General features: G+C 67.7%; 8 protein-coding genes. 2 read left to right on the top strand and 6 right to left on the bottom strand.

Features of this window, described 5'->3' with window-relative positions; all coding sequences use genetic code 11:
• Positions 1–2: 2 nt before the first annotated feature.
• On the bottom strand, positions 3–4,085 hold the full coding sequence (gene purL / locus RD110_RS13045) for a phosphoribosylformylglycinamidine synthase (RefSeq protein ID WP_394329455.1): 4,083 nt from the start codon (positions 4,083–4,085) through the stop codon (positions 3–5).
• A 184-nt stretch (positions 4,086–4,269) separates the two neighbouring features.
• On the opposite strand from purL, the gene map reads away from it, so the two are divergent.
• Both map and RD110_RS13035 read left to right on the top strand, forming a co-directional pair.
• Positions 4,270–5,109, top strand: a complete 840-nt coding sequence (gene map, locus RD110_RS13040) for a type I methionyl aminopeptidase (protein WP_076199884.1) — start codon at positions 4,270–4,272, stop codon at positions 5,107–5,109.
• Positions 5,110–5,155: 46 nt separating this feature from the next.
• A complete protein-coding gene (locus tag RD110_RS13035) occupies positions 5,156–7,783 on the top strand; it encodes a [protein-PII] uridylyltransferase (RefSeq protein WP_076199883.1) in 2,628 nt (875 codons plus the stop codon).
• A gap of 70 nt (positions 7,784–7,853) precedes the next feature.
• Here RD110_RS13035 and RD110_RS13030 read toward each other — a convergent pair whose 3' ends face one another.
• The 5 genes from RD110_RS13030 to smc form a co-directional block, all read right to left on the bottom strand.
• Positions 7,854–8,576 (bottom strand): class I SAM-dependent methyltransferase, encoded by a 723-nt coding sequence (locus RD110_RS13030; protein ID WP_083686251.1) that lies wholly within the window; start codon positions 8,574–8,576, stop codon positions 7,854–7,856.
• 91 nt (positions 8,577–8,667) lie between these two features.
• Positions 8,668–9,207, bottom strand: a complete 540-nt coding sequence (gene def, locus RD110_RS13025; RefSeq protein WP_076199882.1) for a peptide deformylase — start codon at positions 9,205–9,207, stop codon at positions 8,668–8,670.
• A 55-nt stretch (positions 9,208–9,262) separates the two neighbouring features.
• Positions 9,263–11,335, bottom strand: a complete 2,073-nt coding sequence (gene ligA, locus RD110_RS13020) for an NAD-dependent DNA ligase LigA (protein ID WP_076199881.1) — start codon at positions 11,333–11,335, stop codon at positions 9,263–9,265.
• Between the two features lie 67 nt (positions 11,336–11,402).
• Positions 11,403–12,479 carry a cell division protein ZipA C-terminal FtsZ-binding domain-containing protein gene (locus RD110_RS13015; RefSeq protein ID WP_076199880.1) on the bottom strand — a complete coding sequence of 359 codons (1,077 nt, stop codon included), beginning with the start codon at positions 12,477–12,479 and terminating at the stop codon, positions 11,403–11,405.
• A 3-nt stretch (positions 12,480–12,482) separates the two neighbouring features.
• Positions 12,483–16,007 (bottom strand): chromosome segregation protein SMC, encoded by a 3,525-nt coding sequence (gene smc / locus RD110_RS13010; protein WP_076199879.1) that lies wholly within the window; start codon positions 16,005–16,007, stop codon positions 12,483–12,485.
• Between the last annotated feature and the right edge of the window lie 213 nt (positions 16,008–16,220).

The raw sequence follows: 16,220 nt of genomic DNA, 5'->3' as shown, positions 1-16,220 counted from the left end.
GGTCAGCCGACCCAGCGGCGCGCGTTGTGCCAGAGCTGCATCCAGGGGCTCGGTGCACCGACGTCACCCGAAGTCCAGCTCATCTGCACGTTGCGGAACACGCGCTCGGGGTGCGGCATCATGGCCGTGAAGCGGCCGTCGGCCGTGGTCACCGCGGTCAGGCCGCCGGCGCTGCCGTTCGGGTTGAACGGATAGGCTTCGGTCGGCTGACCGAAGTTGTCCACGTAGCGCATGGCGGCGATGGCTCGGCTCGCGTCGCCGCGCGCGGCGAAGTTGGCATAACCCTCGCCGTGGGCCACGGCGATCGGCAACCGGCTGCCGGCCATGCCCTTGAAGAACAGGCTCGGTGAATCCAGCACCTCGACCATGGACAGCCGCGCCTCGAAGCGTTCGCTGCGGTTGGTGGTGAAACGCGGCCAGGCCTCGGCGCCGGGAATGATCTCGGCGAGTTCGGCGAACATCTGGCAGCCGTTGCACACGCCCAGGCCGAGCGTGTCCTGACGTGCGAAGAACGCGCGGAATTGCTCGGCCAGCGCCGGATTGAAGGTGATGGACCGCGCCCAGCCGATGCCCGCGCCCAGCGTGTCGCCGTAGCTGAAGCCGCCGCAGGCGACGATGCCCTTGAAGTCGGCCAGTTTGGCGCGGCCGGTCTGCAGGTCGGTCATGTGCACGTCGAAGGTCTCGAAGCCGGCCTCGTTGAAGGCATAGGCCATTTCCACGTGCGAATTCACGCCCTGCTCGCGCAGCACGGCCACCTTGGGGCGCGACAGCATCAGCGCAGGTGCCAGCGGCGCAGCCGGCGCCGATGGCAGGAACACGTGCATGCCCGGATCGTTTTCCGCACCGGCGGCCGCGTGTTCGGCATCGGCGTTGGCCGGGTTGTCGCGCTGCTGGCAGATCTTCCAGCTCACGCTGTCCCAGACCTGGTGCAGGTCGGCCAGTTTGGCGCTGAACACCACCTTGGTGTCGCGCCAGACCTGCACCTCGCCCACGCCGGCCTGCATCGCCGAGTTGGCAGGCCGGGTCTTGCCGACGAAGTGGCTGTATTTGCTGAGGCCGTGTTCGCGCAGCGTCTGCATCACGGCATTGCGCTCCTCGGTGCGCACCTGCAGCAGCACGCCGAGTTCTTCGTTGAACAGCGCCTTGAGCGTGAGTTCCTCACGGCGCGCGCCGACCTGGGTGGCCCAGTTCTTGGCGTCGCCGCTGTCCATGCGGCTGTCGGAAATGCCGTCGCCTTCGATGACCAGCATGTCCACGTTGAGCGACACGCCGACGTGGCCGGCGAAGGCCATTTCGCAGGCGGCGGCGAACAGGCCGCCGTCGCTGCGGTCGTGGTAGGCCAGGATGCGGCCCTGGGCGCGCAGGGTGTTGACCGCATTGACCAGGTTCACCAGGTCCTGCGGATCGTCGAGGTCGGGCGCAGCGTCGCCCACCTGGTTCAGCACCTGCGCCAGGATGCTGCCGGCCATGCGGTGCTGGCCGCGGCCGAGGTCGACCAACACCAGCGTGGTATCGGTCTCCTCGGTGTTCAACTGGGGCGTGAGGGTGCCGCGCACGTCCGGCAAGGTGGCGAAGGCGGTGACGATCAGGCTCACCGGCGAGGTGACTTTCTTCTTGTCATCCCCTTCCGTCCACTGGGTGCGCATCGACAGGCTGTCCTTGCCGACCGGAATCGAGATGCCGAGCGCCGGGCACAGTTCCATGCCCACGGCGCGCACCGTGGCATACAGCGCCGCGTCTTCGCCGGGTTCGCCGCAGGCGGCCATCCAGTTGGCGGAAAGCTTCACGCGCGGCAGTTCGATGGGCGCGGCCAGCAGGTTGGTGATGGCTTCGCCCACGGCCATGCGGCCCGAGGCCGGCGCATCGATCGCGGCCAGCGGCGTGCGCTCGCCCAGGCTCATGGCCTCGCCGCCGAAGCCGGCGTAGTCGGCCAGCGTCACGGCGCAGTCGGCCACCGGCACCTGCCACGGACCGACCATCTGGTCGCGGTGCGACAGGCCACCCACGGTGCGGTCGCCGATGGTGATGAGGAAACGCTTGGAAGCCACGGTCGGGTGCGCCAGCACGTCGATCGCGGCCTGCTGCAGCGACACGCCGGTGAGTTCAAGCGGCGCGAACTGGCGGGCCACCGTCTTCACGTCGCGGTGCATCTTCGGCGGCTTGCCGAGGAGGACGTTCATCGGCATGTTCACCGGTTCCGTTCGGGCTGAGCTTGTCGAAGCCTGCCCTTCGACAAGCTCAGGGCGAACGGGGGAATCAGGTTGCACGGCAGAGTCGGCCAGCACCAGTTGCCGTTCCTCTGTTGCCACGCCGACCACCGCGAACGGGCAACGCTCGCGTTCGCAGAACGCGGTGAACTGCGCCAGCGACTCGGGCGCGATGGCCAGCACGTAGCGTTCCTGGCTCTCGTTGCTCCAGATTTCCTTGGGGCTCATGCCGCTTTCCTCGAGCGGCACGGCGCGCAGGTCGAAACGTGCGCCGCGGCCGGCGTCGTTGGTGAGCTCAGGGAAAGCATTGGACAAACCGCCCGCGCCCACGTCGTGGATGGCCAGGATGGGGTTGTTCGCACCCTGCTGCCAGCAGCGGTTGATGACCTCCTGCGCGCGGCGTTCGATCTCGGGGTTGCCGCGCTGCACCGAATCGAAGTCGAGTTCGGCCGCGTTCGCGCCGGTCGCCATCGAACTCGCAGCGCTGCCGCCCATGCCGATGCGCATGCCGGGGCCGCCGAGCTGGATCAGCAGCGAGCCGGCGGGGAATTCGATCTTCTTGGTCTGCCCCGCGTCGATCGCGCCCAGGCCGCCGGCGATCATGATGGGCTTGTGGTAGCCGCGGCGGATGCTGTCCACGTCGGAGGCGACGGTCTGCTCGTATTCGCGGAAGTAGCCGAGCAGGTTGGGCCGGCCGAATTCGTTGTTGAACGCGGCGCCGCCGAGCGGGCCTTCGATCATGATCTGCAGCGGGCTGGCGATATGTTCGGGCTTGCCGTAGTCGGCATCGCCGGGCGCGGGCCAGAGCTTGGAGACCGTGAAGCCGGTCAGGCCGGCCTTGGGGCGCGAGCCGCGGCCGGTGGCGCCTTCGTCGCGGATCTCGCCGCCCGCGCCGGTGGACGCACCGGGGAACGGCGAAATCGCGGTCGGATGGTTGTGCGTCTCGACCTTCATCAGCACATGGCTCAAGGCGCTCTGCTTTTCATAGCAGCCCACGCTGGACTCGCCTGCGCCAGCGGCCGAATTGGCCACAAACCGTTCGACTGGCAGGCCTTCCATCACCGAGGCGTTGTCGGAGTACGCCACAACCGTGTGCGCGGGCGCCAGCTGGTGGGTGTTGCGGATCATGCCGAACAGGCTCTTGTCCTGCGCCGCACCGTCGATGGTGAACTGGGCGTTGAAGATCTTGTGGCGGCAGTGTTCGCTGTTGGCCTGGGCGAACATCATGAGCTCGACGTCGCTCGGGTTGCGCTGGAGTTGCGTGAAGGCCTTGGCCAGGTAGTCGATCTCGTCCTCGGCCAGCGCCAGGCCGAAACGCTGGTTGGCCTCGCGCAGCGCGGCTTCGCCGCCGCCGAGCACGTCGATGGTGGCCAGCGGCGCGGCTTCCAGGCTCTCGAACAGGCGGTTGGCCTCGGCGCGGTCGAACATCACGCTCTCGGTCATGCGGTCGTGCAGCAGGGCCGCCACCTGGGCGCGCTGGGCTTCGCTCAGGCTGGCCTTGCCGAGCAGGCCTGATTTGAGCGTGACGCGGTATTCGGTGAGCCGCTCGATGCGTTTCACAGCCAGGCCGCAGTTGTGGGCGATGTCGGTGGCCTTGGAGGCCCAGGGCGACACGGTGCCCAGCCGCGGGCTGACCAGGAAAGCCGCGCCGTCCGACGGCCCGGCATAGGCGTCGCCGTAGGTCAGCAGCGCCTGCCAGCCGGCCTTTTCCTCGGCCGACGGCAGGTGGTCGGAGGCCACCAGGTGCACGAAACGCGCGGAGATGCCGCTGATCCGGTCGTGGATCTTCTGCAGGCGGGGCAGGAGTTGCTGGGCGCGGAAATCGCTGAGGGCGTTGCCGCCTTCGAACTGGGTCACTTGGTACGGAGCGGTGTGCAAGGTCACGTTGGCGGCCTGGTTGACTTGGAAGCTGTGGCTGAGCTTGGAATCCGGGTTTCCTGATCCTGCCGCTGAATGGGGCTGGACGGATCTGCCGAACGGGGCGTACGGGAAAACCCAGGATTTTAACTTGGCTTGCGGGTGCCAAGTACACCCGGTTACCGGCAGTGGGATAATTCCGCCCATGAGCATTACCTACAAAGACGCAGCCGGCATCGCGGGCATGCGCGAGGCCTGCCGCCTGGCCTCCGAAGTCCTGGACTACCTCACGCCGCATGTCGCGGTCGGCGTCACCACGAAGGAAATCGACCGCCTCGCGGCCGAATACATGCAGCAGCAGGGCACACGTTCGGCCACCATCGGCTACCAGCCGCCAGGCTACCCGCCCTACCCCGGCCACCTGTGCACGTCGCTGAACCACGTGGTCTGCCACGGCATCCCGAACGAGAAGCCGCTCAAGAAGGGCGACATCATGAACGTCGATGTCACCGTGATCACCAAGGACGGCTGGTTCGGCGACAACAGCCGCATGTACATCCTGGGCGAGGCCTCTATCGCCGCCAAGCGCCTGTGCGCGATCACCTATGACGCCATGTGGCACGGCATCCTGCAGGTCAAGCCCGGCGCCAGGCTCGGCGACGTGGGCCATGCGATCCAGAAGTTCGCCGAGGCCCAGGGGTATTCGGTCGTGCGCGAATTCTGCGGCCACGGCATCGGCAAGGTGTTCCACGAGGAGCCGCAGGTGCTGCATTACGGCAAGCCCGGCACGCATGAGGAGCTCAAGCCGGGCATGACCTTCACCATCGAGCCGATGATCAACGCCGGCCGGCGCGAGATCAAGGAATTCGGCAACGACGGCTGGACCATCGTCACCAAGGACCACTCCCTGTCCGCCCAGTGGGAACACACGGTGCTGGTCACCGAAACCGGCTACGAGGTGCTGACGCTGTCCGCCGGCAGCCCGCCGCCGCCGGCCTTCGTGCCCCAGCCCCTCGCGGCCACCACGGCGACCGCGGCCGCCTGACCCGGCGCGGCGCACCTTGCCCGAATTGATCGCCTCCACGCCGTCCATGGCCGAAGTCCAGACGCTGCGCGCCCGGTACCAGGAACAGAAAAGCCTTCTCCTGCAAAACGTGCGCGACAGCGGCGCCAGCACGCGCGGCGTGCACAGCGCGTTGCAGAACCTGTCGAACCTGGCCGACCAGACCTTGCGCACCCTGTGGGCCGAGGCCGGCTTCACGCCTTCGTTCGCGCTGGTGGCCGTGGGCGGCTTCGGCCGTGGCGAGCTGTTTCCCTATTCCGACGTCGACGTGCTGCTGATGCTGCCCGAGGGCGTCTCGCCCGAGCACGACGAGGATTTGCGCTCGCGCATCGAGGGCTTCATCGGCAGTTGCTGGGACACCGGCCTGGAGATCGGCTCCAGCGTGCGCAACGTCGCCGAGTGCGTGGCCGAATCGGCCAAGGACGTGACAGTGCAGACCTCGCTGCTCGAGTCGCGCCTCATCGCCGGCGATGCACGGCTTTTCGCCGATTTTCAGCGCCGCTTCGCCGAGACCCTCGATCCGAAGGCGTTTTTCGTCGCCAAGACCCTGGAGCTGCGCCAGCGCCATACCAAGTTCGAGAACACGCCGTATTCGCTGGAGCCCAACTGCAAGGAATCGCCTGGCGGGCTGCGCGACCTTCAGGCCATCCTGTGGGTGGCCAAGGCCGCCCGGCTCGGCAACAGCTGGGACGACCTGGTACGGACGGGCCTGGCCACGCCCTTCGAGGCCCGCCAGATCAAGCGCAACGAGTCGCTGCTGACCCTGATCCGCGCGCGGCTGCACCTGATCGCGCGCCGCCGCGAAGACCGGCTGGTGTTCGACCTGCAGACCGCCGTGGCCGAATCCTTTGGCTACACCTCCGAGTCGTCCGACGGCGTGGGCTTGCCCGCGCGGGCCAGCGAATCGCTGATGCGGCGCTACTACTGGGCGGCCAAGGCCGTGACGCAGCTCAACCAGATCCTGCTGCTCAACATCGAGGAACGGCTCAACCCGTCCACCCACGCGCCGCGGCCGATCAACGAGCGCTTCAACGAGAAGGCCGGCATGATCGACGTGGCCAGCGACGACCTGTACCACCGGCATCCGCACGCGATCCTCGAGACCTTCCTGCTGTACGAGACCAACGTGGGCCTGCGCGGCCTGTCGGCGCGCACGCTGCGCGCGCTGTACAACGCCCGCGGGCTGATGGACGCGAAGTTCCGCAGCGACCCGGTGAACCGCGACACCTTCCGCCGCATCCTGCAGCAGCCCGTGGGCATCACCCACGCCATGCGGCTGATGAACGAGACCTCGGTGCTGGGCCGCTACCTGTGGGTGTTTCGCAAGATCGTGGGCCAGATGCAGCACGACCTGTTCCACGTCTATACCGTGGACCAGCACATCCTGATGGTGCTGCGCAACATGCGCCGGTTCTTCATGGCCGAGCATGCACACGAATACCCCAGCTGTTCGCAGCTCGCCGCCGGCTGGGACAAGCCGTGGATCCTGTACACGGCCGCGCTGTTCCACGACATCGCCAAAGGCCGCGGCGGCGACCATTCCGAACTCGGCGCCAAGGACGTGCGCCGCTTCTGCGCGCAGCACGGCATCGAACGCGAGGACGCCCAGCTCATCGAATTCCTGGTGATCGAACACCTGACGATGAGCCGCATCGCGCAGAAGGCCGACCTCAGCAACCCCGACGTCATCGCCGATTTCGCCAAGCGCGTGGGCAACGAGCGTTACCTCACCGCGCTCTACCTGCTCACCGTGGCCGACATCCGCGGCACCAGCCCCAAGGTGTGGAACGCGTGGAAGGGCAAGCTGCTGGAAGACCTGTACCGCTACACCATCCGTGTGCTCGGGGGCCGCGCGCCCGATCCGGACGCCGAAGTCGAAGGCCGCAAGCGCGACGCGCTGGTGCTGCTGGCCCTGCACGCCGAGCCCTTCGAATCGCAGAAGGCGCTGTGGGACACGCTGGACGTGGGCTACTTCATGCGCCACGACGCCTCCGACATCGCCTGGCACACGCGCCAGCTCTCACGCCACATCGCCTTGGCCAGGAACCTGGCCGGCACGCCGAACGCCAAGCCGATCCAGGCCATCGTGCGTGCGCGGCTGTCGCCGGTGGGCGAAGGCCTGCAGGTGATGGTCTACACGCCCGACCAACCCGACCTGTTCGCACGCATCTGCGGCTTCTTCGACCAGGCAGGCTTCTCCATCGTCGACGCCAAGGTGCACACCACCACCAACGGCTATGCGCTCGACACCTTCCAGGTCGTCACCTCCATGCTGCCCGAGCACTACCGCGAACTCACCAGCATGGTCGAAACCGACCTCGACCGCACCTTGGTACAGCAAGGCCCGTTGCCGTCGCCAAGCCGCGGCCGCGTGTCACGCCGCGTGAAGAGCTTCCCGATCGCCCCGCGCGTGGATCTGCGCCCCGACGAGAAGGCCCAACGATGGCTGCTCACCATCTCCGCGAGCGACCGCCTCGGCCTGCTGTACATGGTGGCCCGCGTGCTTGCCAAATACCACCTGAGCGTGCAACTGGCCAAGGTCAGCACGCTCGGCGAACGGGTGGAAGACAGCTTTTTGATCCAGGGGGCGGAACTGCAGTACAACCGCAAGCGGATCGAGATCGAGACGGAGCTGATTCAGGCGCTGGCCGCCTGAATCCGGCCACCCTGCCCCGTTCGCCCTGAGTCTGTCGAAGGGCCTGGTTCAGATACTCTGTCCATCGTTGTCACGCCTGCTCGGCCCGTCGATAGCTCAACAGCCGTCCTTTGTAAGCCCCACCTTCGCCCGGCAGTTGCGTGAGCCGCGTCTGCACATGGCTGTACCCCAGCACCCCCATCTTGCGCGTGAAACTCGCGCGGTTGCCGCGATCGGGATCGACGATCAGGACTTCCGCCGTGGGCGAGGCATGGCGTTCGATGAACTGCGACAGCGCTTCCGGCTGCCCCCGGTCGTACAACACGTCGCTGCCGATGATCAGGTCGAAACGCTCCAGCGGTGGGCTGGGCAGGGACCAGTCGGCGGTCTGGTACTTCATCACCGGCAGCAGGTTCAGCAGCAGGTTCTGGCGCATGAACTCGCCCGCCAGCGGATGGTTGTCGCTGGCCGTGATGTCCCCGCCGCGCCGGTGCACCACCAGGCTCGCCAGGCCCAGGCCGCAGCCGAGTTCCAGGATGTGCTTGCCTTCGAGGTCGAAGCTTTGCATCACGTGCGCCAGCATGCGGCCGGACGGCCAGAGCAGGCCGAACAGCGGCCAGGCGGCCGAAGAAATACCGGCGCGTTCGGCCTCGCCGAGCGGGTCGAAGTACTGCTGCCGGTCGAGCAGCGACCGCATCTGCAGGTCGGCGCCGCTGCCGCGCACGGTCTCGAGCTTGGTGAGGTAACCGAGGCCGGCGTCGGCGATGGCCAGGGGGGACGGCACCGCGGTGGGTGCGCTGGGCGTGGCGGGCATGCGGAAGAACTTCCTGCGTGCGACACGCTCAGAGAAAACGGATGGGCGGGCCAGGATGGCCTGCCCCATTGTAGGCCTGACCCTCTTCCGTTCAGTCGTCGTCGGTCGCCGCCAGCCCCGGGAATAAGACTTCCGTGAAGCCGAGTTGGGTCAGGTCACGCATGCGCGTGGGATACAGGCGGCCGATCAGGTGGTCGCATTCGTGCTGCACCACGCGCGCATGGAAGCCGTCCACCGTGCGGTCGATCGGGTCGCCATAGGGGTCGAAGCCGGTGTAGCGGATCCGGGCCGCGCGCGGCACCAGGCCGCGCAGGCCGGGCACCGAAAGGCAGCCCTCCCAGTCCTCTTCCTCCGCGTCGCCAAGCACGGTGATCACCGGGTTGATCAACACCGTGGGCGGCACCAGCGGACGGTCGGGGTAACGCGGGTTCACGTCGCGCGTGCCGAAGATCACCAGTTGCAGGTCGACACCGATCTGCGGCGCGGCCAGACCGGCCCCATTGACGGCCCGCATGGTGTCGGCCATGTCGGCGATCAGCAGGTGCAGCGCATCGGTATCGAATTCGGTGACGGGCTGAGCGATGCGCAGCAGGCGCGGGTCGCCCATCTTGAGGATTTCGCGGATGGTCATGGGAGGCTCTTACAGGATAGGAAAAGTGGATACAGGCAGAGGAACGCGCGAGGCCCTAGCCCAACAAAGCCAGCATCGCCGCCTCATCGATCACCGCCACCCCCAGCGCCAGCGCCTTGTCCAGCTTGCTGCCGGCCTCTTCACCGGCGACGACGTAGCTCGTCTTCTTGCTCACCGAGCCGGCCACCTTGGCGCCGGCGTTTTCCAGCCGTTCCTTGGCTTCTTCGCGGGTCAGCGTGGGGAAGGTGCCGGTGAGCACGAAGGTCTGTCCGGCCAGCGGCTTCGGCGCCACGGCGGCGGGCTCGCCCTCTTCCCAGGTGACGCCGGCCGCGCGCAGTTGCTCGACGACCTCGCGGTTGTGCGGCTGGGCAAAGAAGGTGACGATGCTCTGCGCGACGATCGGGCCGACGTCGGCCACTTCGAGCAACTGCTCGACGCTGGCGTCCATCACCGCGTCGAGTTTGCCGAAATGCCGCGCCAGTTCCTTCGCCGTGGCCTCGCCCACATGGCGGATGCCCAGGCCGAACAGGAAGCGCGGCAGCGTGGTGTGCTTGGATTTTTCGAGCGCGGCGACGATGTTCTGCGCCGACTTGTCGGCCATGCGGTCGAGCGCGGCCAGGGCGGTGAAGCCGAGTTTGTAGAGGTCGGGCAAGGTGCGGATCAGGCCGCCTTCGACGAGCTGGTCGACGAGTTTGTCACCCAGGCCTTCGACCTCGACCGCGCGCCGCTGCGCGAAATGCAGGATGGCCTCCTTGCGCTGCGCCGCGCAGAACAGGCCGCCGGTGCAGCGGTGGTTGACTTCGCCCGGCTCGCGCACCACGGCACTGCCGCAGACCGGGCATTGGCGCGGCATGCGGAAGTTGGGCACGTAATGAGGTCGCGGCGTCGGCACCACACCGACGACCTCGGGGATCACGTCGCCGGCGCGCCGCACGATGGCCGTGTCTCCCACCCGCACGCCCTTGCGGCGGATCTCGAACAGGTTGTGCAGCGTGGCATTGGTCACCGTCACGCCGCCGACGAAGACCGGCGCCAGCCGTGCCACCGGCGTGAGCTTGCCGGTGCGACCGACCTGGATGTCGATGCCCTGCACCGGCGTCATCTGTTCCTGCGCGGGGTATTTGTGGGCCACGGCCCAGCGCGGCTCGCGCGAGACGAAGCCAAGCTGGCGCTGCAGTGCCAGGCTGTCGACCTTGTAGACGACACCGTCGATGTCGTACGGCAGCTGGTCGCGCTCGGCGCCGATCTTCTGGTGGTATGCTATCAATTCAGAAGCACCCTGCGCCGTCTCCACCTGCGCTGCCACCGGAAATCCCCATGATTTCAGCGTGAGCAGCAACTGGAAATGGCTCTGGAAGTCGGGGCCGCCCTGCTCGGCCGGCGTGATCTCGCCCAGGCCATAGGCGAAGAAACTCAGCGGGCGCTGCGCCGCGATGGCCGGGTCGAGTTGCCGCACAGCGCCGGCCGCGGCGTTGCGCGGGTTGACGAAGGTCTTCTCGCCCTTTTCGCGCTGCTTCTCGTTGAGCGCATCGAAGGCCGCGCGCTTCATGTAGACCTCGCCGCGCACCTCGAGCACGGCTGGCGCGTCCTTCGGCAACCTGAGTGGGATTTGCCGGATGGTCTTGATGTTCTGCGTGACGTCTTCGCCCACGCTGCCGTCGCCGCGCGTCGCAGCCTGCACCAGCAGGCCGCGCTCGTAGCGCAGGTTCATCGCCAGGCCGTCGAACTTGAGTTCGGCTACGTAGCCCACGGCCGGCGCGTCCGGCGCCAGGCCGAGCTCCTTGCGCACCCGCGTGTCGAACGCCTGCGCGCCCGTGGCCTCGGTGTCGGTCTCGGTGCGGATGCTGAGCATGGGCACGGCGTGACGCACCGGGGTGAAGAAAGGCAGCGGCTGGCCACCCACGCGCTGGGTCGGCGAGTCGGGCGTGAGCAGCTCGGGATGCGCGGCCTCCAGGGCCTGCAACGCGCGGAACACGCGGTCGTATTCGGCATCGGGCACGCTGGGCGCGTCGAGCACGTAGTAGGCGTGGGACCAGGCGTCGAGCTGGGTGCGAAACGCTTCGATTTCGATAGCAGCTTGCGCCGGATTCATCTGCGCTTCAGGGCTTTTTTGATCAGAGGAACTCATGGCTTGGATGGTTTGACCCCTCTCCCCCCGCGCGCGGGAGAAAGACAGGGCGTCGCGCGCCGTCGACTCAGCTAAAAAGCCGCCGTGCCAGCGCGGAGCCGGCCGACAGGTCGCGCGCGTCGAGCGTGTCGTACAGTTTTTCCAGCTCGGAGCCGATCTGGTCCATGGCGTCGCGTTGCAGCGGGCGGCCATCGTCGTCGGTGACCATGCCGTCCATGGCCTCGGCCAGCGCGACGGCGGTCTCGCGCATGCGCACGAAGGGCTGCTCGGCGCGGTCGACCTGCGGCACGTCCAGGCTCAGCGAGACTTCGCGGATGGCGGACTGGTCCGGGTCTTCGGCGAGTGCGGCCTGGGAATCGAAGCTCAGGCCGAGGATCGGCGGCAGGCCCGGCGTGCTGCTGGGCAAGACCATGCGGCCGGGGATCAGGCCGGGCACGAAGCCCAGCCGCGCGGCGTTCTGCTGCACGTAGCCGGGGCTCCAGGCGGTGCGCATGGCGCGCAGGGTGAAGCCGAGCTGGGCATCGTGGTCGTTGGCGAACTGGTCGAGTTCGCGGCCGCGCGCCACCTCCTCGCGCATCTCGGGAAATTCGGGCGCGCCACCCAGGGCATCGGCGAAGGCCTGGGCCTTCATCACGAATTCGGAGTACTCGATTTCGTTGAGCGCGCCGGTGCGGTTGGCCAGTTGCACGCCGGCTTGCAGCACACCGTAACGCTGGCCGGCCACCGGGGCCTCCCATTGCTGGCTGACATTGTTGAGGCCCTCCACCGCAAAGGGCTTGCTGCCGACGCGGCGCGTGGGCGGCAAGGCGGCCAGCACGGCATCGCCCGAGACTTCGGACTCCAGTGCGATCGGCGCGATCACGTCGATCAGCGGGTCCATGCCGGGCCGGCGCTCGGGCAGCGGGATCGGCATCGCCGTCATCGCGGCCATGGGGTCGTGGAAGGAAGGCTCCTGGCGCTCGGCGCCGGAAGGCACGTCGCCGTGTGCGCCGTCCAGGCGCGGCTCCATCGGCTGGGTGTCCTGCGGCTCGGGTTCGGCCTGGCGCGGCGCGTTGCGCCGCGAGGTCCAGGCGCCATGGGCCACCACCGCGGCCAGTACCAGGCCACCCGCCGCCGCCAGACCGATCTGTAGAGAACTGCTCATGGCTTAAGCCTCCGCCATGGAAAGCGCCGACTCCATGTCGACCGCAACGATGCGCGACACGCCCTGCTCCTGCATGGTCACGCCGATGAGTTGTTCGGCCATTTCCATCGCGATCTTGTTGTGGCTGATGAAGAGAAATTGGGTTTGTTTGCTCATGCTGGCCACCAGTTTGGCATAACGCTCGGTATTGGCATCGTCGAGCGGGGCATCGACCTCGTCGAGCAGGCAGAACGGTGCGGGATTGAGCTGGAAAATCGCGAACACCAGCGCGATCGCGGTGAGCGCCTTCTCGCCGCCCGACAGCAGGTGGATGGTCTGGTTCTTCTTGCCCGGCGGCTGCGCCACCACCTGCACGCCCGAGTCGAGGATTTCGTCGCCGGTGATCACCAGCCGCGCGTTACCGCCGCCAAAGAGTTCGGGGAACATCTTGCCGAAATGCGCGTTCACGGTGTTGAAGGTGCCCGACAGCAGTTCGCGGGTTTCGCCGTCGATCTTCCTGATCGCGTCTTCCAGCGTGGTCATGGCTTCCACCAGGTCGGCTGTCTGCGCATCGAGGAACTGCTTGCGCTCGCGCGCCACGGTGAGCTCGTCCAGTGCGGCCAGGTTCACGGCGCCGAGCGCGGCGATCTCGCGGTTGAGCCGGTCGATCTCGCTCTGCAAGCCCGTGAGCCGCACATTGCCGTCGGCGATCGACTGGGCCACGGCTGCGAGGTCGGCCTTGGCGTCCTCGAGCAGCTGCGCGTATTGCTCGAAGCCGAGCCGCGCGGCCTGTTCCTTGAGCTGGAATTCGGTGATCCGCTGGCGCAGCGGATCGAGTTCACGCTCCAGCTTGAGCCGGCGTTCGTCGCTGGCGCGCAGCTTGGCCGTGAGGTCGTCGTAATGGCTGCGCTTGGCCCCCAGGGCGGCCTCGCGTTCGGACTTGAGTTCGAGCGCGTTCTGCAGCCCGGCCTGGGCCGCGGCGTCGGACAGGCGCGACAGCTCGTCGCGCGCGCGCTGTTCCTCGTCGGCCAGCGCGCCGGCCTGCTGCGCCGCCACCTCGATCGAGCGGCTGAGTTCGGCGCGCCGCGCACCCAGGCTGCGGTGCGCGAACGTGGCTTCCTGCGCCTGGCGCTCCAGGCTGCGCTGCTGCTCGCGTGCTTCGCCTAGCTTGCGCTGCAGTTCGATCACGCGTTCGTCGAGCTGCGCATGCCGCTCCTGGGCGTCGGCGAGCTGCATGTCGAGCTCTTCGAAACGCGCCTCGGCGGTGACGCGCCGCTCCTGCAGCTCGTCGAGCTGCGCGTCGACCTCGGCCAGGTCGCCCGCCAGCTGCTGGCTGCGTGCGCGTGTCTGCTCGGCCAATTGGGTGAGGCGCAGGGTCTCGACCTGCAGCTCGTGCGCCCGGCCCTGGGTTTCCGTGGCCTCGCGGCGTGCCGTCACCAGGCGCTGCGAGGCGTCGGCATAGGCGGCCTCGGCCCGCACCAGCGCGCTGCGCGACTCGTCGGCGATGAGCGTCTGCGCGCGCAATTCCTTTTCGAGGTTCTCGATCTCCTGGGCGCGCGCCAGCAGGCCGGCCTGCTCCGAATCCTGCGCGTAGAAGCTCACGCCGTGGGCGCTGACCGCATGCCCGGTCTTCACGTACAGGACCTCGCCCGGCTTCAGCTGACCACGTTGCGCCAGCGCCTCTTCGAAACTGGCCGCGGTGAAGCAGCCGTGCAGCCAGTCGCCGAGCAGCGCGGAGAGTCCGGCGTCGTTGACCCGCAGCAGGTCGGCCAGGCGCGGCAGCGCGGTGGATGCCGCAGGCGCGCCGGCCTGCGGCGGGCTGTAGAACGCGAGTTTGGCCGGCGGCGCGTCGGCGCCGGTGCTGCCGAGGAAACCGCGCACCATGTCGAGCCGGGAGACTTCCAGTGCGCCCATGCGTTCGCGCAAGGCGGCTTCGAGCGCGCTCTCCCAGCCTTGCTCGATGTGCAGCTTGGTCCACAGGCCCTGCATGCCGTCCAGGCCATGCTTGGCCAGCCAGGGCGCGAGCTTGCCGTCGGTCTTGACCTTTTCCTGCAGCGCCTTCAGGGCTTCGAGGCGCGCCGACAGGTCGGCCTTGCGCGCGGAATCGGCATTCACCGCCTGTTGTTTGCTGCGCCGGTCTTCGTCGAGCTGGGGCACGCTGTCCTGCAGCTCCGCCAGCCGCGCCTCGGCCACACCGGCGGATTCCTGCGCGGCGTCGAGCTGGCGCTGCATGTCGAGCAGCTTCGCCTCGTCGGGCGCGGCCAGGGCCTTCTGGTCGGTGGTCAGGCGTTCGCGCCGCTGGTTGAACTGGCGCGACTGTTCCTCGATGCCGCGCTGGTCGGCGGCCAGCACCTGGATCTGCTGCTGCACCTGGTTTACGCTCGTGCGTTGTTCGTTGGCCGTCTGCTGGGCACGCCGCAAGGCCTCTTCCACATCGGGCAGCTGCTGCGCCTGCTCTTCCACCTGTGCCGCCAGCAGCTCGGCCTGTTCCTCGGCCTGCATGCCCTGGGCCTCGAGGTTCTCGATCTCGAACGTGGCTTCCTCGCGGCGCGTGGACCACTGCGCGACCTGTTCCTTGAGCGTGACCAGGCGCTGCTCGACACGTTGCCGGCCCTCGACCACGAAACGGATCTCGCCCTCGAGCCGGCCGACCTCGGCGCTGGCCTCGTACAGCTTGCCCTGGAACTGGTTCACTTCGTCGCCCGCCGCGTAATGCGCCTGGCGGATGGTTTCCAGCTCGGCCTCGACATGGCGCAGGTCGGCCACGCGCGATTCGAGGTCGTTCACCGCCTGGGCCGCGTCCATCTTCACCTTGGCCTGGTCGGCCTCGCTCTCGGTCTTCTTCATGAACCAGAGCTGGTGCTGCTTCAGCGTGGCGCCGGCCTGCAGCTGGTTGTAGCGGTTCGCGACCTCGGCCTGCTTCTCCAGCCGGTCGAGGTTGGCGTTGAGTTCGCGCAGGATGTCTTCGACCCGCGTGAGGTTCTCGCGCGTGTCGGAGAGGCGGTTCTCCGTCTCGCGGCGGCGTTCCTTGTATTTGGACACACCCGCCGCCTCTTCCAGGAACAGCCGCAGCTCTTCGGGGCGCGACTCGATGATGCGGCTGATCGTGCCCTGGCCGATGATGGCGTAGGCGCGTGGGCCCAGGCCGGTGCCGAGGAACACGTCCTGCACATCGCGCCGGCGCACCGGCTGGTTGTTGATGTAGTAGCTGCTGGTGCCGTCGCGCGTGAGCACGCGCTTCACGGCCACCTCGGCGAACTGCGCCCATTGCCCGCCAGCGCGGTGGTCGGGGTTGTCGAACACCAGTTCCACGCTGGAGCGGCTGGCCGGCTTGCGGGTGTTCGTGCCGTTGAAGATCACGTCCTGCATCGACTCGCCGCGCAACTCCGAGGCCTTGCTCTCGCCCAGCACCCAGCGCACCGCATCCATGATGTTGGACTTGCCGCAACCGTTCGGCCCGACCACGCCGACCAGTTGGCCGGGCAGATGGAAGGTCGTGGGCTCGGCGAAGGATTTGAAGCCGGATAACTTGATCGAACTTAGACGCACCGCACACCCTGTGTTTCGCGAGCCAGGACCCGCTGACGCGGCCAGGCTAACTGTTTGATTTGTAACGTACTTTTACATTGTGTGGGAGCCACCGCTGGCAGCGCACAGGGGCGCGATTTTAACTGAGGCGCGGGGCCGTCGAATGCCCTGCCGCGCACCGCCCGGCCGCCGGATCTCGACCGTGGCGGACCGTGATAATGCGCGCGACACCCG

The organism is Rhodoferax koreense (assembly GCF_001955695.1).
Lineage (GTDB): Bacteria > Pseudomonadota > Gammaproteobacteria > Burkholderiales > Burkholderiaceae_C > Rhodoferax_B > Rhodoferax_B koreensis.
Note: the sequence above shows the minus strand (reverse complement) of the source record. Positions and strands in the feature narration are given on the sequence as shown.